Genomic DNA, 24171 nt, shown 5'->3' on the forward strand with positions numbered 1-24171 from the left:
GCATGCTCGAGGAGGCTCTCGAGCACCTCGTGAAGGGCATCGTCGACAACCCCGACGATGTGCAGGTCGCCTCGCGCGATCTGCGCCGTGGGCGCGTGCTCGAGGTTCGGGTGCACCCCGACGACCTCGGCAAGGTGATCGGCCGTAACGGCCGCACCGCGCGCGCTCTGCGCACCGTCGTGGGCGCTATCGGCGGCCGCGGTGTCCGCGTCGACCTCGTCGACGTCGACCAGGTTCGCTGAACCATCGCAGCACCGGCTCGGGCCGGGGAGGGCTTTCGAGCCGTCCCCGGCCCGACGTCGTAGGAGAGCAGGCTCTGACAGGAGAGAACGCAAGTGCAGCTGGTAGTCGCGCGGATCGGCCGCGCCCACGGCATCAAGGGCGAGGTCACCGTAGAGGTACGCACCGACGAGCCGGAGCTGCGGCTCGCGCCCGGTGCCGTACTGGCCACGGACCCGGCCGCCACCGGGCCGCTGACCATCGAAACCGGCCGGGTGCACAGCGGCCGCCTGCTGCTGCGCTTCGCGGGCGTCCGTGACCGCACCGCCGCGGAGGCGCTCCGTAACACCCTGCTGATCGCGGACGTCGACCCCGACGAGCAGCCCGAAGGCCCGGACGAGTACTACGACCACCAGCTGATGGACCTGGACGTGGTGCTCGCCGACGGCACCGAGGTCGGCCGGATCACCGAGATCTCGCACCTGGCCTCGCAGGATCTGTTCATCGTCGAGCGGCCGGACGGCAGCGAGGTGATGATCCCCTTCGTCGAGGCGATCGTGACCGGGATCGACCTGGAGAAGCAGCAGGCCGTGATCGACCCGCCGCCCGGGCTGATCGACGACCGGGCGGAGATCGCTTCGGCGCGCGAGGAGCCATCGGCGCGCGAGGGGTCACCCACCTCCGAGGAGTCATCCGCCTCCGAGGAGTCATCGGGGCGCGACGCTTCGGAGGGCCAGGACTGATGCGCCTCGACGTCGTCACGATCTTTCCCGAGTACCTCGAACCCCTGAACGTGTCCCTGGTCGGCAAGGCACGCGCGCGTGGGCAGCTCGACGTCCACGTACACGACCTGCGGCAGTGGACGTACGACCGGCACAACACGGTCGACGACACTCCCTACGGGGGTGGCCCCGGCATGGTCATGAAGACCGAGCCCTGGGGCGACGCGCTCGACTCGCTGCTGGCCGACGGCTACGAGGCGGGCGACGGCGGGCCGGTCCTCGTCGTGCCGACCCCCAGCGGCCGCCCCTTCACCCAGGAGCTCGCGGTCGAACTCTCCGAGCGCCCCTGGCTGGTCTTCACCCCCGCGCGCTACGAGGGCATCGACCGCCGGGTCATGGACGAGTACGCGGCCCGGATGCCGGTCTACGAAGTGTCCATCGGCGACTATGTCCTGGCCGGTGGCGAGGCCGCGGTGCTGGTGATCACCGAGGCGGTGGCCCGGCTGCTGCCGGGCGTACTCGGCAACGCCGCGTCCCACCGCGACGACTCCTTCGCGCCCGGTGCGATGGCCAATCTGCTCGAAGGGCCGGTGTACACCAAGCCGCCCGAGTGGCGCGGCCGGGGCATTCCGGACGTTCTGCTCAGCGGTCACCACGGAAAGATCGCCCGCTGGCGCCGGGACGAGGCGCTGCGCCGTACCGCGCTCAACAGACCTGACCTGCTGGAGCGTTGCGCCGCGGCCGACTTCGACAAGAAGGACCGCGAGATGCTGTCCATCCTGGGCTGGGCCCCCGAGCCCGGTGGTCGATTTTGGCGCAAGGTCCAGGACGTGGAAGAATAGGCCGCTGCTGTACGTCCAGCGTGCGCCCCTGCCACAGGGGGAACGACGCCCGCCCGATGTGGTCAGCACCCCGAAACTCATCACAATGATTCCGCTGATGACCTGTGGCATCAGTGAGGAAGTAGACGATCATGGCTCACCTGCTCGACACCGTCGATGCCGCGTCGCTGCGGACCGACATCCCCTCCTTCCGCCCGGGCGACACGGTCAACGTGCACGTCCGCGTCATCGAGGGCAACCGCTCCCGTGTGCAGCAGTTCAAGGGCGTAGTCATCCGTCGCCAGGGCGCCGGTGTCCGTGAGACCTTCACGGTCCGCAAGGTCTCGTTCTCCGTTGGCGTCGAGCGCACCTTCCCGGTGCACACCCCGATCGTCGAGAAGATCGAGCTCGTCACCAAGGGTGACGTCCGTCGCGCCAAGCTGTACTACCTCCGTGACCTGCGCGGCAAGGCCGCGAAGATCAAGGAGAAGCGCGAGAACTGATCTCGCGCTAGGGCCTGTCCGCCGGGCAGGCAATAGGCCCGTCGGGGCGGCCGGATAGGCTCAAGCCCCGATGGACAGCGAAGCACAGCACACGGAGCGCGATCGCTCTCTGGAACCCGCCGACAGCGCGGAGGACGGAGAGGGGTCGCGCTCCGTGCGCGTTTCACGGCACCTGTCGTGCCGGATCTCCCGACGTAGGCCTGGGCCGTGGCTGTCCTGGCGCGCGGCCGCCGGGGTCGGTGCCCTGTGTGGGGCCTTCCTGCTGCTCTTCAGCTTTGTGGTGCAGCCGTTCCAGATTCCCAGCAGTTCCATGGAGCCCACGCTGTGGTCCGGGGACCGCGTGCTGGTCAACAAGTTGGCGTACCGTTTCGGTTCCGAGCCCCAGCGGGGTGATGTCGTGGTCTTCGACGGCACGGACGCCTTCGGTGACTCTGACTACGTCAAGCGTGTGGTGGGTGTCGGCGGCGACCGGGTGGTCTGCTGCGGCGAGGAGGGGAGCCTCAAGGTGAACGGCGAGCCGGTGGACGAGACGGAGTACCTCTACCCGAGAGACGAGCCGTCGTCCGTACGGTTCGAAGTCGTCGTACCGCAGGGCACCCTGTTCGTCCTGGGCGACCACCGCGCCAACTCCAGCGACTCGCGCGACCGTCTCGGCAAGCCGGGCGGCGGCATGGTGCCCGTCGACACGGTGATCGGCAGAGCCGACTGGATCGGCTGGCCCTTCAGCCGCTGGACGTCCCTGGACCGCCCCCGGACCTTTGAGCGGGTGCCAGCGCCGGACGGCGCGCATGGGTAGCCGTGGACGCCCGCGGACCAACCCGGACATCGACACCCGGCTGCCCACCGGTACGCGGCGGACGAGCGGCCCCGTACCGCCGGGAAGGGCCGAGCGCCGGAAGCTGGCCCGTAAGGTGAAACGGCGCCGACGCCGCTCCGCGCTGCGGGAGATACCTCTGCTCGTCGGTGTCGCGGTGCTGATCGCCCTGGTCCTGAAGACCTTCCTGGTCCAGGCCTTCGTGATTCCCTCCGGGTCGATGGAGCAGACGATCAATATCGGCGACCGGGTGATCGTCGACAAGCTGACCCCGTTCTTCGGCGCCAAGCCGCAGCGCGGTGACGTGGTCGTCTTCAGGGACCCGGGGAACTGGCTCGAAGCTGACCCGCAGCAGCAGCGTGAGGACGACCCCGTCGTCGTCAAGCAGGTGAAGCAGGCCCTGACGTTCATCGGACTGCTGCCGTCCGACGATGAACAAGATCTGATCAAGCGGGTCGTGGGTGTGGGCGGTGACCGGGTCACGTGCTGCGATGAAGGCGGCCGGGTCACGGTCAACGGCGTCGCGCTCAACGAGCCGTACCTCAAACAGAACGAGGAGCCCCGCGCCTTCGACGTGACGGTGCCGCAGGGCCGTCTCTTCGTCCTCGGTGACCATCGGGACAACTCCGCGGACTCCCGTTTCCACCTCGACGAGGCCTTCAACGGCACGGTCTCCGAGGGCGGTGTCGTCGGTACGGCGAAGGTCATCGCCTGGCCCGTCGGCAACTGGCGCACCCTTGAGTCGCGCGGGACCTATGCCTCGGTGCCGGCGTCCTCGGCTCCGGACGCGACTGCGACTGGGGCTGGGGCTGGGGCTGGGGCCGACGCCGCGTCCGCGTCCGCGCGTGGCGAGTCGGCCGCGGCCGTCGGCGCGTCGCATAGGGTGGCTCCCGATGAATTGACCACGAAAATCCCCCTCCCGACTCCTGCGGAACTCCCGCTCGTTATGGGAGTGGTAGGCCTGCGTCGCGCATGGGACAGGCAGTGGCATGGAATGAGGAGTGGATGTGGGGGATTTGGCCGTCGGCGCACGATCAGGACACGACGAACCCGAGGATGAACGCGAAGTGACGAGCGGCGGTTCCGGGGACGCGGGCGGAGACCGAGACGGCGCCGAGAGCGAGCGCGGCGGCGGTGGCGCCGCTGAACCCGCGAAGCCCGGGCCCAAGAAGCAGCGCTCCTTCTGGAAGGAGCTGCCGCTGCTCATCGGCATCGCGCTGGTCCTCGCTCTGCTGATCAAGACCTTCCTGGTGCAGGCCTTCTCCATCCCGTCGGACTCCATGCAGAACACCCTGGAGCGCGGCGACCGGGTGCTGGTCGACAAGCTGACCCCGTGGTTCGGCGCGGAGCCCGATCGCGGCGAGGTCGTGGTCTTCCGCGATCCGGGGAACTGGCTCCAGGGCGAGCCGACCCCCGATCCGAACGCGTTTCAGCGGGTCCTGAGCTTTATCGGTCTGATGCCGTCGGCCGAGGACAAGGACCTGATCAAGCGGGTCATCGGGGTCGCCGGTGACACCGTGGAGTGCAAGGGCACCGGGCCGCTGACCGTCAATGGCAAGGCGCTGGAGGAGAAGTCGTACGTCACCATGGGCACGCCCTGCACCGACATCAATGACGGCGGTACGTTCAAGGTCACGGTGCCCGAAGGCAAGCTCTGGGTCATGGGTGACAACCGTCAGAACTCCAGCGACTCGCGCTACCACCGGCAGGACCCGGGTGGCGGCTTCGTCCCCGTCGACAACGTCGTCGGGCGCGCGTTCGTGAAGGCCTGGCCGATCAACCGCTGGGACACCCTGCCGGTGCCGGACACCTTCGAGCAGTCCGGCATCAACGCCGCGGGTGCTGGTGGTGCGGCGGTGCACACCGTGGCGGCAGCGGCGCCTGGGGCGCTGGGGCTCGCGGGCGCGGTGCCGTTGGTGCTGTGGCGCAGGCGGAGGCTTTCTGGCGGCAGCACCGCCGGGTAGGGTGCCGTCCCAGTTCGCCGGTCGACCCGGCGCGGGCGATACGCGGGATGGGACGGGATGAGCAGAGCGGGACGTACGGGCGAGGGCCGCCGTCGGCTGGGCAGTGTGCTGTCGTCGGTCGCTGTGGCCCTCGGCTGTTTCCTCTTCCTCGGCGGCTTCCTCTGGGGCGCGCTCCTGTACGAGCCGTACAGCGTGCCGAGTGACTCGATGTCCCCGACGATCAAGAACGGCGACCGGGTGCTGGCCCAGCGGATAGACGGCAGCGAGGTGCGCCGTGGGGACGTCGTGGTGTTCCACGAGCAGAGCTGGGGCCCGCTGCCGATGGTCAAGCGCGTGGTCGGCGTCGGGGGTGACACGGTCGCCTGCTGTGACGCGGGCGGACAGCTGACCGTGAACGGCAAAGCCATCGAGGAACCGTATCTGCGGGCGGGCTCGGAGGCTTCGGCGGCCGGGGGTATTCCGCTGACCACGGTCCCCGAGGGACGGCTCTTCCTGCTCGGCGACGAGCGCGCCAACTCGATGGACTCCAGCGCCCGCCTGGAAGACGCCATGAAGGGTTCCGTACCGCGCGGCGCGGTGGCGGCCAGGGTCGACGCGGTCGCCTGGCCGAACGAGGGGATGCTGGAGCCGCCCACCGGCTTCGCCGAGATCGGTGCGGTCTCCCAGCCCGGGCCGCTGCGCCTTGTCCTGGTCGCGGTGCTGGCCGGGGCGGTGCTGATCTTGGGCGGAGCCGCGTACGGGCCGGTGGCGGGGTTCTTCGGCAGGCGGCGGCGGGCGGCGTCCTCGCATGCCCGTTGAGCCCAAGGAGGAACCCCGGGAGCCCGCCCAGGCGCCGCGAAAGGTGGCCCGGGTGGTGCTGCTCGACCCGCAGGACCGCATTCTGCTGTTGCACGGGCACGAGCCGGGGGATACCGCCGACGACTGGTGGTTCACGCCGGGCGGTGGCCTCGAGGGCGACGAGAGCCGGGAAGCGGCCGCGCTGCGGGAGCTCGCCGAGGAGACCGGCATCACGGATGTCGAGCTCGGGCCGGTGCTCTGGCGGCGGAGGTGCTCCTTTCCGTTCGCCGGGCGCCGCTGGGACCAGGACGAGTGGTACTTCCTGGCACGTACGGCACAGAACGCGCCGGTCGCGACCGTCGGCGGCGGGCTCACCGAGCTGGAGCGGCGCAGTGTCGCCGGACTGCGGTGGTGGACGTGGCGGGAACTCGCGTCCGGCCATGAGACGGTGTACCCGACCAGGCTCGCCGAGCTGCTCCGCACGCTGTTCGACGAGGGTCCTCCGAGCAGTCCCGTGGTCCTTGACACCGAAATCGTCTAGGGCCGCCCGGGGCTGGCGCACAATAGGGGGACGCACGGCTGAAGGGGAACATGCCATGAGCGCCGAGGACCTCGAGAAGTACGAGACCGAGATGGAGCTCAAGCTCTACCGGGAGTACCGGGACGTCGTCGGTCTGTTCAAATACGTGATCGAAACCGAGCGGCGCTTCTACCTCACCAATGACTACGAGATGCAGGTGCACTCGGTACAGGGTGAGGTCTTTTTCGAGGTCTCCATGGCCGACGCATGGGTCTGGGACATGTACCGGCCGGCCAGGTTCGTGAAGCAGGTCCGGGTGCTGACGTTCAAGGACGTGAACATCGAGGAGCTCAACAAGAGTGACCTTGAGCTGCCGAGCAGCTGATCTCCACCCGGGAGGGTGACGGAGTTATCCACAACTGACGGGTTGTCCACCAAGATCAACTCGCCGTGCGGAAATGCGTCACATTCGGTGCCGGAGGTGGTGCCGCGTGAACGCACAGAAGGCACTGGGCAAGTACGGCGAGCAGCTCGCCGCCCGGCGGCTGGCCGAGGCCGGAATGACCGTCCTGGCCCGCAACTGGCGCAGTGGCCGGGGCGGCGAGATCGACATCGTCGCGCTGGACCGCGATGTGCTGGTCATCTGCGAGGTCAAGACCCGAAGAGCGGGACCCGTCGAGCGGCGTCCCTTCGAACATCCCATGGCGGCCGTCACCCCGGTGAAGGCAGACCGCCTGCGCGCTCTGGCCGAGCGCTGGCTGGCGCGGCACGGCGGACCGCCACCCGGTGGGGTACGGATCGATCTGGTCGGCGTGCTGCTGCCGCGTCGCGGGGCCCCCGTGGTCGAACACGCGCGGGGGGTGGCCTGAGATGGGCTTCGCACGCACCTGCTCGGTGGCACTGGTGGGCGTCGAGGGCGTCGTGGTCGAGGTGCAGGCGGATCTGGAGCCGGGCGTGGCGGCGTTCACGCTGGTCGGCTTACCGGACAAGAGCCTGACCGAGAGCCGGGACCGGGTGCGCGCCGCCATCGTCAATTCCGACGCCGAATGGCCACAGAAGAAGCTCACCGTCGGGCTCAGCCCCGCCGCCGTCCCCAAGGCGGGCAGTGGCTTCGATCTCGCTGTCGCCTGCGCGACGCTTGGCGCGGCCGAGCGGATCGACCCACGGGTGCTGGTCGACATCGTCATGATCGGCGAGCTGGGCCTGGACGGCCGGGTGCGGCCGGTGCCGGGGGTGCTCCCCGCGGTGCTGGCGGCGGCCGAGGCCGGGTACGTCAAGGTGGTCGTCCCGGAGCGCACGGCGGCCGAGGCGTCGCTGGTGCCCGGGGTCTCGGTCCTGGGCGTACGGAGCCTTCGGCAGCTCATCGCGGTGCTGACGGACGAGCCGGTACCCGAGGAGGAGCCCGACGAAATGGGGCGCCCTGATCCGTCGCTGGCCGGACTGAGTGTGCCGGGCGCCGGGGTGGGCGCGGGCCTCGGCGTCTACGCGGGGGACCGTGAGCATCAGCTGGACCTCGCCGACGTGGTGGGTCAGGGCCCCGCCAGGGCGGCGATCGAGGTCGCCGCGGCCGGCGGACATCACCTCTTCCTGTCCGGACCGCCCGGCGCGGGCAAGACGATGCTCGTGGAACGGATGCCGACCGTCATGCCGCCACTGACCCGGCAGGAGTCCCTGGAGGTGACCGCCGTCCACTCGGTGGCCGGCATACTGCCCCCGGGACGGCCACTGGTCGAGACCCCGCCGTTCTGCGCTCCGCACCACTCCGCGACGATGCAGTCGCTGGTCGGCGGTGGGAACGGCCTGCCGCGCCCTGGGGCGGTCTCGCTCGCGCACCGAGGCGTGTTGTTTCTTGATGAGGCGCCGGAGTTTGGTGCCAAGGCGCTGGACGCGCTCAGGCAGCCCCTGGAGGCCGGGCACGTCGTCGTCGCGCGGGCCGCGGGCGTGGTCCGGCTTCCGGCGAGGTTTCTGATGGTCCTGGCGGCCAATCCCTGCCCGTGCGGCAGATACACGCTGGTGGGCGATGCGTGTGACTGTCCGCCCTTCGTGATCCGTCGGTACCAGGCCAGGCTGTCCGGGCCGCTGCTCGATCGGGTGGATCTCAAGGTCGCGGTTGACCCGGTCACTCGCTCGGAGCTCAGCGGTCTGGTGGGGCAGGGCGAATCCACCGAGACCGTGGCGCACCGGGTGCGGGAGGCCAGGGAGCGGGCCGCGGCCCGGCTGACCGGCACACCCTGGCGGACCAACAGCGAAGTGCCCGGGCACGAGCTGCGGACCCGCTGGCAGACCGGCCCCGGCGCACTCGCTGAGGCCGAGCGGGACCTGGAGCGGGGGCTGCTGAGCGCGCGCGGCCTGGACCGGGTGCTACGGGTCGCGTGGACGATCGCCGACCTGGCCCAGCACGCCCGGCCGGACGAGCACGACGTGATGCTGGCGCTGCAACTCCGCACGGGCGTCTCCCGCGGAGTGCCGATGGCGATCGGAGGCGGGGGATGACGGGGACGGAGGCGGCGCCCGGTGCGGGGCAGGTCGCGAGCGGGGAGCGGGTGGCCAGGGCGGCGCTGACCCGGGTGCTGGAACCGGGTGACGAGGTAGGCGGCGCGTGGCTGCGCTCGTATGGCGCGCGGGGGCTCATAGAGCGCCTCAGGGAGGGGGCCGAGCTGGTTCCACGCGTGACCTCCGCACGTCAGGAGGGGCTACGTGCGCGCGCCCTCGCGGCGCGACCGGAGCGGGATCTGGAGACCGCGGGCGCGGCGGGTGCGCGGTTCGTGTGCCCGGGGGACAGCGAATGGCCCGGACAGTTGGATGACCTGGGGTGCGCGCGGCCGGTCGGCCTCTGGGTCAGAGGGCGGGCCTCGCTGCGGCTGTGGGCACTGCGGTCGGTGGCCGTCGTGGGCTCCCGCGCCTGCACTGAGTACGGGGCGCAGATAGCTGCGCGGCTCGGCGCGGGACTCGCGGAGCGCGGCTGGGTCGTGGTGTCCGGCGGGGCGTACGGCGTGGACGGCGCCGGGCATCGGGGGGTGCTCGGCGTGGGTGGGGCCACGGTGGCGGTGCTGGCCAGCGGTGTTGACGTCCCCTATCCGCGCGGGCACCACAGACTGCTCGACCGGATCGCCCAACAAGGACTGCTGGTCGGAGAGTTACCCCCGGGCGACCACCCCACCGCGTACCGCTTCATCCAGCGCAACCGCGTCATCGCCGCGCTCACCCGCGGCACGGTCGTCGTCGAGGCCGCGTACCGCAGCGGGGCACTGGTGACGGCGCGCAGGGCGCAGTCCCTGGGCCGGTACACGATAGGGGTACCAGGCCCGGCCACCAGCGCGCTGTCCGGCGGCGTGCATCAACTCCTGCGCGGTGAGGCTGTGCTGGTCACCAGCGCCGCCGAGGTCACGGAGCTGGTCGGGGCCATCGGTGACCTCGCCCCGGAGCGGCGCGGTCCCGTGGTGCCCAGGGATCTGCTCGGGCCGAGGGCCGCCCGGGTGCTCGCCGCGCTGCCCGCCAGGGGAGCGATGTCCGCGGCGGACGTCGCCCGCGGGGCGGCGACCACGCCGGACGACGCGGTCGGCAGGCTGTACGAACTCCAGTCCCTGGGGTTTGTCGAACGACATGGCGACAGCTGGAAGTTGACACGCCAGACGACACAGACTGTCTTTTCGTCGAATGAAAGGGAGTGAGCCGAAGCCGTTCCACCGTCCGGATGATCCCTGATGACCTTGGCAGATTCCGGGATCAGACGTCTTTCGGCCGCCGTGGCTGGTGAGAGCAGCCGCACGGTGGGCCGACCGGCTGAACGTATCTGCCCATGCCAGATCCCCTACCCTTCGCAGACTGCGACGCTCCAGTCACGCTACGCTCGCAAGACTCCCGACTCCGCACCACGACCGCACCCCGTTTTTCCCAGTTCACAGCAGGACGACTCAAGGCGACGAATGCCCCAGCACACCTCCGGGTCTGACCGGGCGGCTGTTCCGCCAGCTGCCCGCGGCAGCGTGCGCCCGCCCGCACCCTCGTCGCTCGACGAGCTGTGGCGCTCGTACAAGTCGACGGGTGACGAGCGGCTGCGCGAGCAGCTGATCCTGCACTACTCACCACTGGTGAAATACGTCGCGGGCCGGGTGAGCGTGGGGCTGCCGTCCAACGTCGAGCAGGCGGACTTCGTCTCGTCCGGGGTGTTCGGACTGATCGACGCCATCGAGAAGTTCGACATCGAGCGAGAGATCAAGTTCGAGACGTACGCGATCACCCGCATCCGCGGAGCGATGATCGACGAACTGCGGGCCCTGGACTGGATTCCCCGGTCGGTGCGGCAGAAGGCGCGGAACGTCGAACGCGCCTACGCCACGCTCGAGGCGCAGCTGCGACGCTCTCCGTCCGAAGGCGAGGTCGCCGCCGAGATGGGCATCGGGCTGGAGGAACTGCACACGGTCTTCAGTCAGTTGTCGCTGGCCAACGTGGTGGCCCTGGAGGAGCTGCTGCATGTCGGCGGTGAGGGCGGCGACCGGCTGAGCCTGATGGACACGCTGGAGGACACCTCCGCGGACAACCCCGTGGAGGTCGCCGAGGGCCGTGAACTCCGCAGACTCCTCGCACGGTCGATCAACACCCTGCCGGAGCGCGAGAAGACCGTGGTCACCCTCTACTACTACGAGGGGCTCACGCTCGCCGAGATCGGCCATGTCCTCGGCGTCACCGAGAGCCGGGTCAGCCAGATCCACACCAAGTCAGTGCTCCAGCTCAGAGCCAAACTGGCCAGCTTCGGACGCTGAATCGGTCCTGCCTCAGGGGCTGCTGAATCGCTGGTCAGCCCCCGGCAGCGGTGTCGGCTCCGTACAGTGGGAGCGTGCCAAGGATTCGAGCGGCCTCTGTGGCCGAGCACCGGTCGATGCAGCGCGGCGCCCTCCTGGACGCCGCGCGTTCCCTGCTGTCCGAGGGCGGTACGGACGCGCTGACGTTCCCCGCGCTCGCCGAGCGCACGGGCCTGGCCCGGTCCTCCGTCTATGAGTACTTCCGCTCCCGTGCGGCGGTGGTGGAAGAGCTCTGCGAGGTCGACTTCCCGGTGTGGGCAGCCGAGGTCGAGACGGCGATGGAGCGGGCGGACTCGCCGGAGGGCAAGGTCGAGGCGTATGTGCGCGCCCAGCTCGCCCTGGTGGGCGACCAGCGGCACCGCGCGGTGGTCGCGATCTCCTCAAGCGAGCTGGACGCCGGCGCCCGCGACAAGATCCGCGCCGCGCACGGCGGTCTGGTCGCCATGATCGTCGAGGCGCTGCAGGCGCTGGGGCAGGAACAGCCCCGGATGGCGGCGATGCTCCTCCAGGGCGTCGTGGACGCGGCGGTACGCCGCATCGAGCTCGGCGCGGCGGAGGACCCGTCCGCCATCACGGACGCGGCGGTATCCATGGCCCTCCGCGGCGTTCGCGGCTAGGGGGCACGTGGTTCCAGGGCCGCACCCTGGACCGGTTACGTGTCAGGCGCCCCGTAGCGGTGCGCAGGGTGTGGTGGGTCCAGGCGGCTGTGACCGTGAGGAGTACCGCCTGGAGGGCGTGGTGGCCCGGGCCCGCGCGTAGGGGCGGCATGGCAGGGGTCATACGGGCCGCCGCCCGGCCCGTCGCCGGTTCCGGTACCCCGAACACGGGCAGCAGTCGCGACGGGCCCCGCGGTGGCAGCAGCGAGAGCGGGTCGAGGTAGCGGTCGGCGCGTCGCAGACCCCAGTGCAGACAGGTCGGCGCGCAGTGCGCGGGCCCGGGCTCCAGGACGCCGACCACGTCGCCCGCGCCGACCTCGTCCCCCTTGGCGACCGTCGCGCGGACCGGCTCGTACGTCGTACGCAGGGGCGGCTCTCCCGTACCCGCGAGCTCGATCGACAGCACCCCGCGCCCAGCGACCCGGCCCGCGTACGACACCCGCCCGGCCGCCACCGCCCGCACCGGCGCTCCAGCGGCCGCCGCGAGATCCACCCCCCGGTGCCCGGGTCCGTAGGCCGAGGCGGGCGGCTCCCACCCACGCAGCACCGGAGGCCGCTCCCCGACCGGCCACACGCGCTCGCCCCGTACGGTCCCGCCTGCACCCTCCGCCGGCGCAGCCGCCGCGGCCCCGGCCGGGACCAGCGCGCACAGCACCAGCAGTACGAGCCGCACAAGCCGCATGCGCCGCACAAGCCGCACGATCCGCACGAGACGCACGGCCCACGCATCGTTGATCCGTTTCATCCCCGCACCGTGGCACCACCGAGCCGATCCGCGCTGATCATGGAGCGGATCTGTGGACTACCGACCGGTTGTGGACATCGGCGTCACCCGGTACCTCGCGGGTCCCGTACACTTCTTGTGGCGATCCGGGTCACCGGGTCGACTTCGCACGCCCCGACGTCGATCTCCTGAGTATCGGCGTCAGCGCCCCTCGGTCCCGTATGCGGCTCACGCCCATATGTGGCACGGCGCGCGCTGGGGTGTCAGGACATAACCGAGCAAAAACAAGGAGTACGGCCATGGCCGTCGTCACGATGCGGGAGCTGCTGGAAAGCGGCGTCCACTTCGGTCACCAGACCCGTCGTTGGAACCCGAAGATGAAGCGCTTCATCTTCACGGAGCGCAACGGCATCTACATCATCGACCTGCTCCAGTCGCTGTCGTACATCGACCGCGCCTACGAGTTCGTCAAGGAGACCGTCGCCCACGGCGGCACGGTCATGTTCGTCGGCACGAAGAAGCAGGCCCAGGAGGCCATCGCCGAGCAGGCCACTCGCGTGGGCATGCCCTACGTGAACCAGCGCTGGCTCGGCGGCATGCTGACCAACTTCTCGACCGTCTACAAGCGCCTGCAGCGCCTGAAGGAGCTCGAGCAGATCGACTTCGAGGATGTGGCCGCTTCCGGCCTCACCAAGAAGGAGCTCCTGGTCCTCTCCCGCGAGAAGGCCAAGCTGGAGAAGACCCTCGGTGGTATCCGCGAGATGCAGAAGGTGCCCAGCGCCGTCTGGATCGTGGACACCAAGAAGGAGCACATCGCGGTTGGTGAGGCCCGGAAGCTCAACATCCCGGTCGTCGCCATCCTCGACACCAACTGCGACCCCGACGAGGTCGACTACAAGATCCCGGGCAACGACGACGCGATCCGCTCCGTCACCCTGCTCACCCGCGTGATCGCCGACGCCGTCGCGGAGGGCCTCATCGCCCGCTCCGGTGGCGCTGGCGAGGGCAAGGGCGAGAAGGCCGCCGGCGAGCCGCTGGCCGAGTGGGAGCGTGACCTGCTCGAGGGCGAGAAGAAGGCCGACGCCGAGAAGGCTGACGCCGACAAGCCCGCCGAGGCCCCGGCCGCCGAGGCTGAGAAGCCGGCCGAGGCCGCCGTTGAGGCTCCGGCCGCGGACGCCGCTGCCGAGGCTCCGGCCGCGGACACCGCCGAGCAGGCCTGACCTCCCCAGAAAATCCCGGGGAACCGGTCACAGATTCGGTAGTTGACGGCGGGGGCCATGGCCCCCGCCGTCCACCCGTAGATCTGTCCACCCGTAGATCTTCAGACTTCGCTTCGAGAGAGAATTCCGAGAATCATGGCGAACTACACCGCCGCTGACGTCAAGAAGCTCCGCGAGCTCACCGGCGCCGGCATGATGGACTGCAAGAAGGCGCTGGACGAGGCCGACGGCAGCGTGGACAAGGCCGTCGAGGCCCTGCGCATCAAGGGCCAGAAGGGCGTCGCCAAGCGCGAGGGCCGCTCCGCCGAGAACGGCGCCGTGGTCTCCCTCATCGCCGACGACAACACCTCCGGTGTCATCGTCGAGCTGAAGTGCGAGACGGACTTCGTCGCCAAGGGCGACAAGTTCCAGGCCGTGGCGAACTCCCTCGCCGCGCACGTCGCCAAGACCAACCCGGCCGACCTGGAGGCGCTGCTCGCCTCCGAGATCGAGCCCGGCAAGACCGTCCAGGCGTACGTCGACGAGGCCAACGCGACCCTGGGCGAGAAGATCGTCCTGGACCGCTTCGCCCAGTTCTCCGGTGGCTACGTCTCGGCGTACATGCACCGCACGATGCCCGACCTGCCCCCGCAGATCGGTGTCCTCGTCGAGCTCGACAAGGCCGACGCCGAGGTCGCCAAGGGCATCGCTCAGCACATCGCCGCCTTCGCGCCGAAGTACCTCTCCCGCGAGGACGTCCCGGCCGAGGTCGTCGAGGCCGAGCGCCGCGTCGCCGAGGAGACCACCCGCGCCGAGGGCAAGCCCGAGGCCGCGCTGCCGAAGATCGTCGAGGGTCGCGTCAACGGCTTCTTCAAGGAGGCCACCCTCCTCGGCCAGCCGTACGCGCTCGACAACAAGAAGACCGTCCAGAAGGTTCTGGACGAGGCCGGACTCACCCTGAAGCGCTTCTCGCGCATCAAGGTCGGCATCTGAGTCCGTACCGCGATCGGCTGTAGACCCCGCTAGGGTCTACAGCAGCCGTTCGGCGACGACGTCCCGTACGGACCCTCGTACGCGCCGGACGACCGCAGATCTGACGAGGAGGCCATTGCCGCTGAGGGACTATTGAGATCCCACCGGCAATGGCCTCTTTGTATGTGCACCACTAGGAGATCCCCATGACCCAGTCGACCACGTCCGACACCAGCGGCGACGGCAAAAGGACCGGCCGCTATCTCCTGAAGCTCTCCGGCGAGGCGTTCGCTGGTGGCGGCGGCCTGGGTGTCGACCCGGACGTGGTGCACGCCATCGCCCGCGAGATCGCCTCCGTCGTCCGTGACGGAGCGCAGATCGCGGTCGTCCTCGGCGGCGGCAACTTCTTCCGGGGCGCCGAACTGCAGCAGCGCGGCATGGACCGGGCGCGCTCCGACTACATGGGCATGCTCGGCACCGTGATGAACTGCCTGGCCCTCCAGGACTTCCTGGAGAAGGAGGGCATCGACTCCCGCGTCCAGACCGCCATCACCATGGGGCAGGTCGCGGAGCCGTACATCCCGCTGCGCGCCGTACGGCACCTGGAGAAGGGCCGCGTCGTGATCTTCGGCGCCGGTATGGGCATGCCGTACTTCTCCACCGACACCACCGCCGCCCAGCGCGCCCTGGAGATCAACGCCGAGGCGATGCTGATGGGCAAGAACGGCGTCGACGGGGTCTACGACTCCGACCCCAAGACCAACCCCGACGCCGTCAAGTTCGACGCACTCGGATACGGCGAGGTCATCACCCGCGACCTGAAGGTCGCCGACATGACCGCCATCACCCTGTGCCGCGACAACAAGCTGCCCATCCTCGTCTTCGAGCTGCTGGCCGCGGGCAATATCGCCCGCGCGGTCAAGGGTGAGAAGATCGGCACGCTCGTGAGCGACCAGGGCACCCGGGCCTGATCCGGGGGACCTCCCCGAGGGATAGACAAAGCCCTGCCGGTCGGACACCGTGCAGGGAAAGAGACGCGACGCAGCCGACCGCCCCGGGCAAGCCGGGCCCACTCAAGATACGCAGGAGCAAGTGGTGATCGAAGAGACCCTCCTCGAGGCCGAGGAGAAGATGGAGAAGGCCGTCGTGGTCGCCAAGGAGGACTTCGCCGCGATCCGTACCGGTCGTGCGCACCCGGCGATGTTCAACAAGATCGTGGCTGACTACTACGGCGCGCTGACGCCGATCAACCAGCTGGCGTCGTTCTCGGTACCCGAGCCGCGGATGGCGGTGGTGACCCCGTTCGACAAGACCGCGCTGCGCAACATCGAGCAGGCGATCCGCGACTCGGACCTGGGCGTCAACCCGAGCAATGACGGAAACATCATCCGGGTGAACTTCCCCGAGCTCACCGAGGAGCGCCGCCGGGACTACATCAAGGTCGCCAAGTCCAAGGCCGAGGACTCCAAGATCTCGATCCGCTCCGTCCGTCGCAAGGCCAAGGAGGCCATCGACAAGGCCGTCAAGGACGGCGAGGTCGGCGAGGACGAGGGCCGCCGTGCCGAGAAGGAGCTCGACGACACCACCGCGAAGTACGTCGCGCAGGTGGACGAGCTGCTCAAGCACAAGGAATCCGAGCTGCTCGAGGTCTGATGAACGACTCTTCCTGGGGGGCTCCGGCGCAGGCCGACCACTGGCGACCGCCGGAGCCGGGGCCTGTCCAGGGGTCCGCGTCGGCGGGTCCCGCCTACGATGAGGCCCCGGCGCAGCAGACTCGGCCCATGCCCATCGTGCCCGAGGTCCCCGACGCCGGTGACCCAGAGCCCTCGCGCCGCACCCCGTCACCGCAAGAGCCCGCGCCCCAGCCGTCCGCAGGGCCCCACAAGGCCCCACGGAAGAAGCGCGCGGGCCGTGACCTGCGCGCGGCGATAGGGGTCGGGGTCGGCCTCGGCGTGGTGATCGCCGCGTCGCTGTTCATCGTGAAGGCCGTCTTCGTCGGCGTCATAGTGATCGCCGTCGTGGTCGGGCTCTGGGAGCTCACCTCACGCCTCGCGGAGCGCAAGGAGATCAAGGCCCCGCTGGTGCCGCTCGCGGTCGGTGGCGCGGCCATGGTCGTGGCCGGATACGTCCGCGGTCCCGAGGGCGCCTGGGTGGCGATGGCGCTGACCGCGCTCGCGGTGCTGGTCTGGCGCATGACCGAGCCGCCTGAGGGCTATCTCAGGGACGTCACGGCCGGTGTCTTCGCCGCGTTCTACGTGCCGTTCCTGGCCACCTTCGTGGCCCTGCTGCTCACCGCCGGCGACGGTCCGCAGCGGGTGCTCACCTTCCTGCTGCTCACCGTGGTCAGCGACACCGGTGCGTACGCGGTCGGCTGGCGCTTCGGCAAGCACAAGCTGGCCCCGCGCATCAGCCCCGGCAAGACGCGTGAGGGGCTGCTTGGAGCGGTCTCCTTCGCGATGGTGGCCGGTGCGCTGTGCATGCAGTTCCTGATCGACGACGGGACCTGGTGGCAGGGGCTGCTGCTCGGGTTCGCGGTCGCGGTCAGTGCGACGCTCGGCGACCTCGGGGAGTCGATGATCAAGCGGGACCTCGGCATCAAGGACATGGGGACCCTGCTGCCCGGCCACGGCGGCATCATGGACCGCCTGGACTCGTTGCTGCCGACGGCTCCGGTGGTGTGGCTGCTGCTGGTGGTCTTCGTAGGCTCCTGATGTGAGCTCTAGGTGTGAGCTCTTGATGTGAGCTTCTGACCTGCGCGTATACGAAGCGGGGCCCGTTGTCCACAGGACGGCGGGCCCCGCTTCGTACATCTGCGACACTGGATGAACCATGCCCAAGCCCGGAGAACTCACTTTCGTCGCGCCCCGCGGAGCCAAGAAGCCCCCGCGGCACCTCGCCGACCTCACGCCCGCCGAGCGCAAGGACGCCGTCGTCGCCGTTGGCGAGAAGCCGTTTCGCGCCAAGCAGCTTTCGCAGCACTACTTCGCGCGGTACGCGCACGACCCGGCCGAGTGGACCGACATCCCCGCCGCCTCCCGGGAACGGCTCCAGGAAGCGCTGCTGCCCGACCTGATGTCGGTGGTGCGGCACATCAGCTGTGACAACGACACCACCCGTAAGACGCTGTGGAAGATGCACGACGGCACGCTCGTCGAGTCCGTGCTGATGCGGTACCCGGACCGGGTCACGATGTGCATCTCCTCGCAGGCCGGGTGCGGGATGAACTGCCCGTTCTGCGCCACCGGGCAGGCGGGCCTGGACCGCAACCTGTCCACCGCCGAGATCGTGCACCAGATCGTGGACGGCATGCGGGCGCTGCGGGACGGCGAGGTCCCCGGCGGGCCCGCCCGGCTGTCGAACATCGTCTTCATGGGGATGGGCGAGCCGCTCGCCAACTACAACCGTGTCGTCGGCGCCATCCGCCGCCTGACCGACCCCGAGCCGGACGGCCTCGGCATCACCCAGCGCGGCATCACCGTCTCCACGGTCGGGCTCGTCCCGGCGATGCTGCGCCTGGCCGACGAGGGCCTCAAGTGCCGTCTCGCCGTCTCGCTGCACGCACCCGACGACGAACTGCGCGACACCCTCGTACCGGTCAACACACGCTGGCAGGTACGCGAGGTACTCGACGCGGCCTGGGAGTACGCCGACAAGTCGGGACGCCGCATCTCCATCGAGTACGCGCTGATCCGCGACATCAACGACCAGGCCTGGCGTGGTGACCGGCTCGGCCGCCTGCTCAAGGGCAAGCGGGTGCATGTGAACCTGATTCCGCTGAACCCCACGCCGGGGTCCAAGTGGACGGCATCGCGGCCGGAGGACGAGAAGGCCTTCGTCGAGGCGATCGCCGCGCACGGCGTGCCGGTCACCGTACGGGACACCCGCGGCCAGGAGATCGACGGGGCGTGCGGTCAGCTCGCCGCTGCCGAACGGTAGTCTGGTCGCAGTACACACGTACGCCACGTACATCTTCATATTCCGACAGGGGAGCGCCACAGCGCTGAGAGTGCGGCAACCGTCCAGGCCGCAGACCCTCTGAACCTTGCCCCGGTCATGCGGGGTAGGAAGTTCGGTCATCACCTCATGCTGTTGCGCCCTGCCCGCGGCCGATCAAGGCCTCGGGCAGGGCCGCGTCTCTTCCTGGTCTCCCAGGAGGAAATCAGTGAGCACCATCAAGAAGGCCGCGGCGCTCGCCGTGGTCACCGGACTCGGCCTGGCCACCCTCACCGCCTGCGGGAGCGATGACGGCGACTCCGGTTCGTCCGGAAGCGGGTCCAAGACCGTGACCCTCGTCAGCCACAGCTCCTTCGCCGTGTCCAAGGACGTACTCAAGGAGTTCGAGAAGGAGTCCGGCTACCGGGTCAAGATCCTCAAGAGCGGCGACGCGGGCGAGGCGGTCAAGAAGGCCGTCCTGGTCAAGGGCAACCCGCAGGGCGATGTCTTCTTCGGCGTCGACAACACCCTGCTGTCCCTCGCGCTCGACAACGACCTCTTCACGCCGTACGAGGCCAAGGGCCTGGACCGCGTCCCCGACGAGGTCCAGCTCGACCAGGACGAGCACCGGGTCACGCCCATCGACACCGGCGAGATCTGCGTCAACTACGACAAGAAGTACTTCGCCGACAAGAAGCTGGCGCCGCCCAGCACCTTCGACGACCTGATCAAGCCCGAGTACAAGAACCTGCTGGTCACCGAGAACGCCGCGACCTCGTCGCCCGGCCTCGGCTTCCTGCTCGGCACCGCCGCCCAGTACGGCGACGACGGCTGGCAGGACTACTGGAAGAAGCTGAGCGCCAACGGCGTCAAGGTCGTTGACGGCTGGGACCAGGCCTACAACGAGGAGTTCTCCGGCTCCGCGGGCGGCAAGCAGGCCAACGGCGACCGGCCGCTGGTCGTCTCGTACGCCTCCAGCCCGCCCGCCGAGGTGCACTTCGCCGAGCCGCAGCCGAAGGAGGCGCCGACCGGCGTCGCCACCGGCACCTGCTTCCAGCAGACCGAGTTCGCGGGACTGCTCAGCGGAGCCAAGAACGAGGCGGGCGGCAAGGCCCTGCTGGACTTCCTGATCTCCAAGAAGTTCCAGGAGGACATGCCGCTGAACATGTTCGTGAACCCGGTCGTCAAGGACGCCAAGCTGCCGGAGGTGTTCACCGAGTTCGGCGCGCAGGCCGACGACGCGCAGACCATGGACCCCCAGAAGATCGCCGACAACCGTGAGGCCTGGACCAAGTCGTGGCAGTCGCTGGTCCTGAAGTAGCGGCGGCCGAGCGCCAGCCAGGCCCTTCGGCGGGCGACCGTACGAAGCGCGGCTGGCGCGGGAGCGCGGCGCGGCTGGGCCTGATGGCCCTGCCCGTCGCGTTCTTCGCGGTCTTCTTCGCCTACCCGGTCTCGGCGATCGTCAGCCGGGGTCTCCGGACGGACGGCGCCTGGCACTTCGGCCGCTTCGCCGATGTGCTGAGCGATCCCGGCATTCTCGGGGTGCTGTGGTTCACCACCTGGCAGGCGCTGGCCTCGACCGCGCTCACCCTGCTCATCGCCCTCCCGGCCGCGTATGTCTTCGCGCGCTTCACCTTTCCCGGCAAGCAGGTGCTGAGGGCGGTCGTCACGGTGCCGTTCGTGCTGCCCACGGTCGTCGTCGGCTCCGCCTTCCTGGCGGTACTCGGCCGCGGCGGACTGCTCGACGAGCTGTGGGGCCTGCGTCTGGACACGTCGGTCTGGGCGATCCTGCTCGCCCATGTCTTCTTCAACTACGCGGTCGTCGTCCGTACCGTCGGCGGACTCTGGTCGCAGCTCGACCCGCGCCAGGAGGAGGCGGCCCGGATGCTCGGCGCCTCGCGGATCGCCGCCTGGCGGAAGGTGACCCTGCCCGCGCTCGGGCCCGCCGTCGCGGCCGCCGCGCTGATGGTGTTCCTGTTCACCTTCACGTCCTTCGGCGTCGTGAAGATCCTCGGCGGCCCCGCCTTCTCCACCCTGGAAGTCGAGATCTACCGCCAGACCGCACAGCTGCTCGCCCTGGACACGGCGGCCGTGCTGACCATGGTGCAGTTCGCCGCGGTCGGCTCGATCCTCGCCGTGCACGCCTGGACCGTACGGCGCAGGGAGAGCGCGCTGCGCCTGGTGGACGCGGCGCACACGGCGCGCAGGCCGCGCGGCGCCGGGCAGTGGGCGCTGCTCGGCGGCGTACTGCTGACAGTCGTCCTGTTGATCCTGGTGCCGCTCGGTGTGCTGGTCGAGCGGTCCTTCAACACCTCCACCGGCTACGCCACCACGTACTACCGGGAGCTGACCTCCCAGGAGGGCGGCGCTTTCCTGGTACCGCCGATCGACGCGATCGGCAACTCCCTCCAGTACGCGCTCGCCGCCACCGTCATCGCGGTCGTGATCGGCGGTCTCGCCGCCACCGCCCTCACCCGCAGGGCGGGCCGCCTGGTCCGTGGCTTCGACGCCCTGCTGATGCTGCCCCTCGGCGTCTCCGCCGTGACCGTCGGCTTCGGCTTCCTCATCGCGCTGGACGAACCGCCGCTGGATCTGCGGGCCTCCTGGATTCTGGTGCCGCTCGCCCAGGCGCTGGTCGGCGTGCCCTTCGTCGTACGCACCATGCTGCCCGTGCTGCGCGCGGTGGACGTGCGGCTGCGCGAGGCCGCCGCCGTGCTCGGTGCCTCGCCCTGGCGGGTGTGGCGTGAGGTGGACCTGCCGCTGGTACGGCGCGCCCTGCTGGTCGCCGCGGGGTTCGCCTTCGCGGTGTCGCTCGGCGAGTTCGGCGCGACGGTGTTCATCGCGCGGTCCGACAACCCGACGCTGCCGGTCGCGGTGGCCACCCTGCTCGGCCGCGCGGGCGAGCTCAACTACGGTCAGGCGATGGCCCTCTCGACCCTGCTGATGCTGGTGTGCGCGGTCTCGTTGCTGCTGCTCGAACGCATCCGTACCGACCGGACTGGGGAGTTCTGATGACGCCAGCACATGCAGGGGCAGGGGCAGAGCCGGGGCGGGGGCCAGCCCTGCTCAGCCTCACCGAGGCCACCGTCCGCTTCCCGGGCGGCCCCGCGCTCGACGGCGTCGACCTGGAGGTCGCCGAGCACGAGATCGTCTGCGTACTCGGACCGAGCGGCAGCGGCAAGTCCACCCTGCTGCGCGCCGTCGCGGGCCTCCAGCCGCTGGACAGCGGACGGGTCCTGCTCGAAGGCCGCGACCAGGCCCGGGTCCCCGCCCACCAGCGGGGCGTCGGCCTGATGTTCCAGGACCACCAGCTCTTCCCCCAACGGGACGTCGGCCGCAACGTCGCCTTCGGCCTCCAGACCCGTGCCGTGCCACGCGACCAGCGGGAGCTACGGGTACGCGAGTTGCTGGAGCTGGTCGGACTGCCCGGCGCCGGGCGCCGCGCTGTCGCCTCGCTCTCCGGCGGCGAGCAGCAGCGCGTCGCCCTGGCCAGAGCGCTGGCGCCACGGCCCCGGCTGCTGATGCTGGACGAGCCGCTCGGCCAGCTGGACCGGTCGCTCCGCGAGCGCCTGGTCGTCGAGCTCCGCGAACTCTTCGACGAACTGGGCACCACCGTGCTGGCCGTCACCCACGATCAGGGCGAGGCCTTCGCGCTCGCCGACCGGGTCGTCGTGATGCGGGAGGGCCGCATCGCCCAGGCCGGATCTCCGCTCGAGGTGTGGCAGCGGCCGGCGGACGCGTTCGTCGCCCGCTTCCTCGGATTCGACAACGTGGTCGACGCGACTGTCAGCGGTGAGGTGGCGGACACCGCCTGGGGCAAGGTGCCGGTCCCCGACGGTTCGGCGCAGGGCGCGCAGACCCTGCTGGTGCGCCCCGCGGGCGTCCGCCTCGTACCGGCGAAGGAGGGGCTGCGCTGCCGCGTGGCGGCCCGTACCTTCCGTGGCACCCATGTCGCCGTGCACCTTCAGCCCACCGACGCGCCTCGGCTCGAAGCGGCCTGCGGGCTGCGGGACGCGCCCGCGGTGGGCGACGCGGTCGGCGTGGTCTTCGATCCGGACGAGGTGGTCGTACTCGGCTGAGCGGGCCCGGCGAAAACCGGATGTCGTGACCCGCCGGGCAGCCCATAGGGTGCGCTCATGACGTTCCTGGACCATGACCGATTCTGCGACGAAATCATTCGCCAGACCGAGCTGTTGAGAGGCCACCTGGACGGCGCGGACCTCTCCGTGACCGTGCCGACCTGCCCGGACTGGACCCTGCGGGACCTGGCCGTGCACGTCGGCGGCGCCCACCGGTGGGCCGAGCTGCTGGTACGGACGCGGGCGGCCGATGACGTCCCCGAGGAGCAGGTACCCGGGATAGCTGGGCCGGTTGGTGACGACCCCGCCGCCCTGGACGCCTGGCTGGCGGACGGCGCCGAGCGGCTGGTCAAGGCGCTGCGCGACGCGGGACCCGAGGCCGAGGTGTGGTCCTGGGCGTGGGAGCGGAACAGCGGGTTCTGGGCGCGGCGGATGGCCCATGAGACGGTCGTGCACCGCGCGGACGCGGCGGGCGCGGTCGGCGCGGAGTACGTGCTCGCCCCTGAGGTAGCGGCCGACGCGATCGACGAGTGGCTGGAGATCGTACGGTTCGCCCAGCGCACCGAACCAGACGACAGCGCCGCGGAGCTGCGCGGCGGCGGCCGCAGTCTCCATCTGCATGCCACCGACACCGCGGCCGAGCTCAACGCCGAGTGGTTGATCGAGTTCGGCGATGAGGGTTTCAGCTGGAGGCGTGGGCACGAGAAGGCGACCGTCGCGCTGCGCGGCCCGCTGACCGATGTGCTCCAGGTCTTCTACCGGCGGCTTCCGATGGACAGCGAGCGTGTCGAGGTGCTGGGGGAGCGGGAGTTGCTTGACTTCTGGCTACAGCGGGCCACCTTCGGCTGAAGGCAGTCGAGAGCCGCTGTCGGGTTGAGGGACGGGCTCTAAGGCCGTGCGGGTGGGACCGCCTGGGTCATGGCCGATGGTGGGGGTGCCGTTTCGTCGCCGTCGTGGTGGATCGGCGTATGCGCACCGGTCAGCGAGACCCCGGTGCCGCCGCGACGGGCCGCGACGATCTCCGCCGCGATGGACAGGGCCGTCTCCTCGGGCGTACGGGATCCCAGGTCGAGGCCGATGGGGGAGTGCAGGCGGGTCAACGCCAGGTTACTCACGCCGACTTCGCGCAGGCGGCGGTTGCGGTCTTCGTGGGTGCGGCGGGATCCCATGGCGCCGATGTAGGCGACCGGGAGGGTGAGGGCGAGTTTGATGAGCGGGACGTCGAACTTGGCGTCGTGGGTGAGGACGCACAGCACCGTGCGGCCGTCGACCTCCGCCCTCGTACGCTCCAGAAACTTGTGGGGCCACTCCACGACGATGTCGTCCGCCTCGGGGAAGCGGGTGCGGGTGGCGAATACCGGGCGGGCGTCGCAGACGGTGACGTGGTAGCCGAGGAACTTGCCGACCCGTACCAGCGCCGACGCGAAGTCGATCGCGCCGAACACGATCATCCGGGGCGCGGGCAC

26 protein-coding genes and 1 pseudogene are annotated in these 24171 nt (G+C 70.0%); 25 read left to right on the plus strand and 2 right to left on the minus strand.

The genetic code is table 11. From position 1 onward, the window contains the following. The first annotated feature begins 2 nt into the window (after window positions 1-2). The 15 genes from GCN81_RS00440 to GCN81_RS00510 all read left to right on the plus strand — a co-directional run bounded on the left by GCN81_RS00440 (window position 3) and on the right by GCN81_RS00510 (window position 11759). A complete protein-coding gene (locus GCN81_RS00440; protein WP_033321114.1) occupies window positions 3-242 on the plus strand; it encodes an RNA-binding protein in 240 nt (79 codons plus the stop codon). A gap of 93 nt (window positions 243-335) precedes the next feature. Beyond that, entirely contained in the window at window positions 336-962 is a 627-nt protein-coding gene (rimM, locus tag GCN81_RS00445) for a ribosome maturation factor RimM (protein ID WP_156721369.1), read from the plus strand. Next, window positions 962-1783 carry a tRNA (guanosine(37)-N1)-methyltransferase TrmD gene (gene trmD, locus GCN81_RS00450; RefSeq protein WP_156721370.1) on the plus strand — a complete coding sequence of 274 codons (822 nt, stop codon included), beginning with the start codon at window positions 962-964 and terminating at the stop codon, window positions 1781-1783. The genes rimM and trmD overlap by 1 nt, the downstream gene beginning before the upstream one ends. 131 nt (window positions 1784-1914) lie before the next feature. Beyond that, window positions 1915-2265 carry a 50S ribosomal protein L19 gene (gene rplS / locus GCN81_RS00455; protein WP_156721371.1) on the plus strand — a complete coding sequence of 117 codons (351 nt, stop codon included), beginning with the start codon at window positions 1915-1917 and terminating at the stop codon, window positions 2263-2265. Between the two features lie 70 nt (window positions 2266-2335). Continuing rightward, window positions 2336-3061: a signal peptidase I gene (gene lepB / locus GCN81_RS00460; protein ID WP_156721372.1), complete on the plus strand. Its 726-nt coding sequence runs from the start codon at window positions 2336-2338 to the stop codon at window positions 3059-3061. Beyond that, window positions 3054-4139 (plus strand): signal peptidase I, encoded by a 1086-nt coding sequence (lepB, locus tag GCN81_RS00465; RefSeq protein WP_156721373.1) that lies wholly within the window; start codon window positions 3054-3056, stop codon window positions 4137-4139. The genes lepB (GCN81_RS00460) and lepB (GCN81_RS00465) overlap by 8 nt, the downstream gene beginning before the upstream one ends. Next, entirely contained in the window at window positions 4087-5043 is a 957-nt protein-coding gene (lepB, locus tag GCN81_RS00470) for a signal peptidase I (protein ID WP_156721374.1), read from the plus strand. Before lepB (GCN81_RS00465) ends, lepB (GCN81_RS00470) begins: the two co-directional genes overlap by 53 nt. 57 nt (window positions 5044-5100) lie before the next feature. Further along, window positions 5101-5841 (plus strand): signal peptidase I, encoded by a 741-nt coding sequence (gene lepB / locus GCN81_RS00475; protein ID WP_156721375.1) that lies wholly within the window; start codon window positions 5101-5103, stop codon window positions 5839-5841. After that, window positions 5831-6361 carry an NUDIX hydrolase gene (locus GCN81_RS00480; protein ID WP_156721376.1) on the plus strand — a complete coding sequence of 177 codons (531 nt, stop codon included), beginning with the start codon at window positions 5831-5833 and terminating at the stop codon, window positions 6359-6361. Before lepB (GCN81_RS00475) ends, GCN81_RS00480 begins: the two co-directional genes overlap by 11 nt. 55 nt (window positions 6362-6416) lie before the next feature. Further along, complete coding sequence (locus GCN81_RS00485; protein ID WP_055510545.1) at window positions 6417-6725, plus strand: DUF2469 domain-containing protein; 309 nt, start codon at window positions 6417-6419, stop codon at window positions 6723-6725. A 106-nt stretch (window positions 6726-6831) separates the two neighbouring features. Beyond that, complete coding sequence (locus GCN81_RS00490) at window positions 6832-7209, plus strand: YraN family protein (RefSeq protein ID WP_156721377.1); 378 nt, start codon at window positions 6832-6834, stop codon at window positions 7207-7209. Between the two features lies 1 nt (window position 7210). Beyond that, window positions 7211-8833, plus strand: a complete 1623-nt coding sequence (locus GCN81_RS00495) for a YifB family Mg chelatase-like AAA ATPase (protein ID WP_156721378.1) — start codon at window positions 7211-7213, stop codon at window positions 8831-8833. Beyond that, entirely contained in the window at window positions 8830-10011 is a 1182-nt protein-coding gene (dprA, locus tag GCN81_RS00500) for a DNA-processing protein DprA (protein WP_156721379.1), read from the plus strand. Before GCN81_RS00495 ends, dprA begins: the two co-directional genes overlap by 4 nt. A 255-nt stretch (window positions 10012-10266) precedes the next feature. Continuing rightward, window positions 10267-11103 carry an RNA polymerase sigma factor WhiG gene (gene whiG / locus GCN81_RS00505; protein WP_156721380.1) on the plus strand — a complete coding sequence of 279 codons (837 nt, stop codon included), beginning with the start codon at window positions 10267-10269 and terminating at the stop codon, window positions 11101-11103. A 98-nt stretch (window positions 11104-11201) separates the two neighbouring features. Beyond that, on the plus strand, window positions 11202-11759 hold the full coding sequence (locus GCN81_RS00510; RefSeq protein ID WP_156721393.1) for a TetR/AcrR family transcriptional regulator: 558 nt from the start codon (window positions 11202-11204) through the stop codon (window positions 11757-11759). A 184-nt stretch (window positions 11760-11943) separates the two neighbouring features. On the opposite strand, the pseudogene GCN81_RS00515 reads toward GCN81_RS00510, so the two are convergent. Next, window positions 11944-12480 (minus strand): annotated as a pseudogene (locus tag GCN81_RS00515) (peptidoglycan DD-metalloendopeptidase family protein); the annotation flags it as partial. A gap of 341 nt (window positions 12481-12821) precedes the next feature. On the opposite strand from GCN81_RS00515, the gene rpsB reads away from it, so the two are divergent. The 10 genes from rpsB to GCN81_RS00565 all read left to right on the plus strand — a co-directional run bounded on the left by rpsB (window position 12822) and on the right by GCN81_RS00565 (window position 23554). Continuing rightward, window positions 12822-13742 carry a 30S ribosomal protein S2 gene (gene rpsB, locus GCN81_RS00520; protein ID WP_156721381.1) on the plus strand — a complete coding sequence of 307 codons (921 nt, stop codon included), beginning with the start codon at window positions 12822-12824 and terminating at the stop codon, window positions 13740-13742. Window positions 13743-13877: 135 nt separating this feature from the next. Beyond that, the gene (gene tsf, locus GCN81_RS00525; RefSeq protein ID WP_156721382.1) at window positions 13878-14714 is read left to right on the plus strand and encodes a translation elongation factor Ts; all 837 of its coding nucleotides are present in this window, start codon (window positions 13878-13880) and stop codon (window positions 14712-14714) included. Window positions 14715-14899: 185 nt separating this feature from the next. Continuing rightward, window positions 14900-15664: a UMP kinase gene (gene pyrH / locus GCN81_RS00530; protein ID WP_156721383.1), complete on the plus strand. Its 765-nt coding sequence runs from the start codon at window positions 14900-14902 to the stop codon at window positions 15662-15664. A gap of 124 nt (window positions 15665-15788) precedes the next feature. Further along, window positions 15789-16346 carry a ribosome recycling factor gene (gene frr, locus GCN81_RS00535; protein ID WP_156721384.1) on the plus strand — a complete coding sequence of 186 codons (558 nt, stop codon included), beginning with the start codon at window positions 15789-15791 and terminating at the stop codon, window positions 16344-16346. Continuing rightward, entirely contained in the window at window positions 16346-17404 is a 1059-nt protein-coding gene (locus tag GCN81_RS00540; RefSeq protein WP_156721385.1) for a phosphatidate cytidylyltransferase, read from the plus strand. Before frr ends, GCN81_RS00540 begins: the two co-directional genes overlap by 1 nt. A 118-nt stretch (window positions 17405-17522) precedes the next feature. Continuing rightward, on the plus strand, window positions 17523-18629 hold the full coding sequence (gene rlmN / locus GCN81_RS00545) for a 23S rRNA (adenine(2503)-C(2))-methyltransferase RlmN (RefSeq protein WP_156721386.1): 1107 nt from the start codon (window positions 17523-17525) through the stop codon (window positions 18627-18629). A 226-nt stretch (window positions 18630-18855) separates the two neighbouring features. Further along, the gene (locus GCN81_RS00550; RefSeq protein WP_156721387.1) at window positions 18856-19947 is read left to right on the plus strand and encodes a thiamine ABC transporter substrate-binding protein; all 1092 of its coding nucleotides are present in this window, start codon (window positions 18856-18858) and stop codon (window positions 19945-19947) included. Between the two features lie 83 nt (window positions 19948-20030). Continuing rightward, the gene (locus tag GCN81_RS00555; protein WP_156721395.1) at window positions 20031-21638 is read left to right on the plus strand and encodes an ABC transporter permease; all 1608 of its coding nucleotides are present in this window, start codon (window positions 20031-20033) and stop codon (window positions 21636-21638) included. Beyond that, window positions 21638-22705, plus strand: a complete 1068-nt coding sequence (locus tag GCN81_RS00560) for an ABC transporter ATP-binding protein (protein WP_156721388.1) — start codon at window positions 21638-21640, stop codon at window positions 22703-22705. The genes GCN81_RS00555 and GCN81_RS00560 overlap by 1 nt, the downstream gene beginning before the upstream one ends. A gap of 57 nt (window positions 22706-22762) precedes the next feature. Next, window positions 22763-23554, plus strand: coding sequence for a maleylpyruvate isomerase family mycothiol-dependent enzyme (locus GCN81_RS00565; protein WP_156721389.1), 792 nt, complete (start codon window positions 22763-22765; stop codon window positions 23552-23554). Window positions 23555-23592: 38 nt separating this feature from the next. On the opposite strand, the gene GCN81_RS00570 is transcribed toward GCN81_RS00565, so the two are convergent. Next, window positions 23593-24171 (minus strand): XdhC family protein (locus tag GCN81_RS00570; protein ID WP_197287426.1); only part of this gene is annotated, 579 nt, incomplete at its 5' end.

This window comes from Streptomyces apocyni, assembly GCF_009739465.1.
GTDB classification, from domain to species: Bacteria; Actinomycetota; Actinomycetes; order Streptomycetales; family Streptomycetaceae; genus Streptomyces; species Streptomyces apocyni.

Coding starts and splice junctions, on each gene's coding strand:
- GCN81_RS00485 (WP_055510545.1), top strand. CDS start 6,417: ATGAGCGCCGAGGACCTCGAGAAGTACGAGACCGAGATGGAGCTCAAG.
- GCN81_RS00565 (WP_156721389.1), top strand. CDS start 22,763: ATGACGTTCCTGGACCATGACCGATTCTGCGACGAAATCATTCGCCAG.
- tsf (WP_156721382.1), top strand. CDS start 13,878: ATGGCGAACTACACCGCCGCTGACGTCAAGAAGCTCCGCGAGCTCACC.
- GCN81_RS00480 (WP_156721376.1), top strand. CDS start 5,831: ATGCCCGTTGAGCCCAAGGAGGAACCCCGGGAGCCCGCCCAGGCGCCG.
- GCN81_RS00540 (WP_156721385.1), top strand. CDS start 16,346: ATGAACGACTCTTCCTGGGGGGCTCCGGCGCAGGCCGACCACTGGCGA.
- GCN81_RS00555 (WP_156721395.1), top strand. CDS start 20,031: ATGGCCCTGCCCGTCGCGTTCTTCGCGGTCTTCTTCGCCTACCCGGTC.
- lepB (WP_156721372.1), top strand. CDS start 2,336: ATGGACAGCGAAGCACAGCACACGGAGCGCGATCGCTCTCTGGAACCC.
- trmD (WP_156721370.1), top strand. CDS start 962: ATGCGCCTCGACGTCGTCACGATCTTTCCCGAGTACCTCGAACCCCTG.
- lepB (WP_156721375.1), top strand. CDS start 5,101: ATGAGCAGAGCGGGACGTACGGGCGAGGGCCGCCGTCGGCTGGGCAGT.
- GCN81_RS00495 (WP_156721378.1), top strand. CDS start 7,211: ATGGGCTTCGCACGCACCTGCTCGGTGGCACTGGTGGGCGTCGAGGGC.
- GCN81_RS00560 (WP_156721388.1), top strand. CDS start 21,638: ATGACGCCAGCACATGCAGGGGCAGGGGCAGAGCCGGGGCGGGGGCCA.
- pyrH (WP_156721383.1), top strand. CDS start 14,900: ATGACCCAGTCGACCACGTCCGACACCAGCGGCGACGGCAAAAGGACC.
- GCN81_RS00440 (WP_033321114.1), top strand. CDS start 3: ATGCTCGAGGAGGCTCTCGAGCACCTCGTGAAGGGCATCGTCGACAAC.
- rlmN (WP_156721386.1), top strand. CDS start 17,523: ATGCCCAAGCCCGGAGAACTCACTTTCGTCGCGCCCCGCGGAGCCAAG.
- dprA (WP_156721379.1), top strand. CDS start 8,830: ATGACGGGGACGGAGGCGGCGCCCGGTGCGGGGCAGGTCGCGAGCGGG.
- rplS (WP_156721371.1), top strand. CDS start 1,915: ATGGCTCACCTGCTCGACACCGTCGATGCCGCGTCGCTGCGGACCGAC.
- rpsB (WP_156721381.1), top strand. CDS start 12,822: ATGGCCGTCGTCACGATGCGGGAGCTGCTGGAAAGCGGCGTCCACTTC.
- whiG (WP_156721380.1), top strand. CDS start 10,267: ATGCCCCAGCACACCTCCGGGTCTGACCGGGCGGCTGTTCCGCCAGCT.
- lepB (WP_156721373.1), top strand. CDS start 3,054: ATGGGTAGCCGTGGACGCCCGCGGACCAACCCGGACATCGACACCCGG.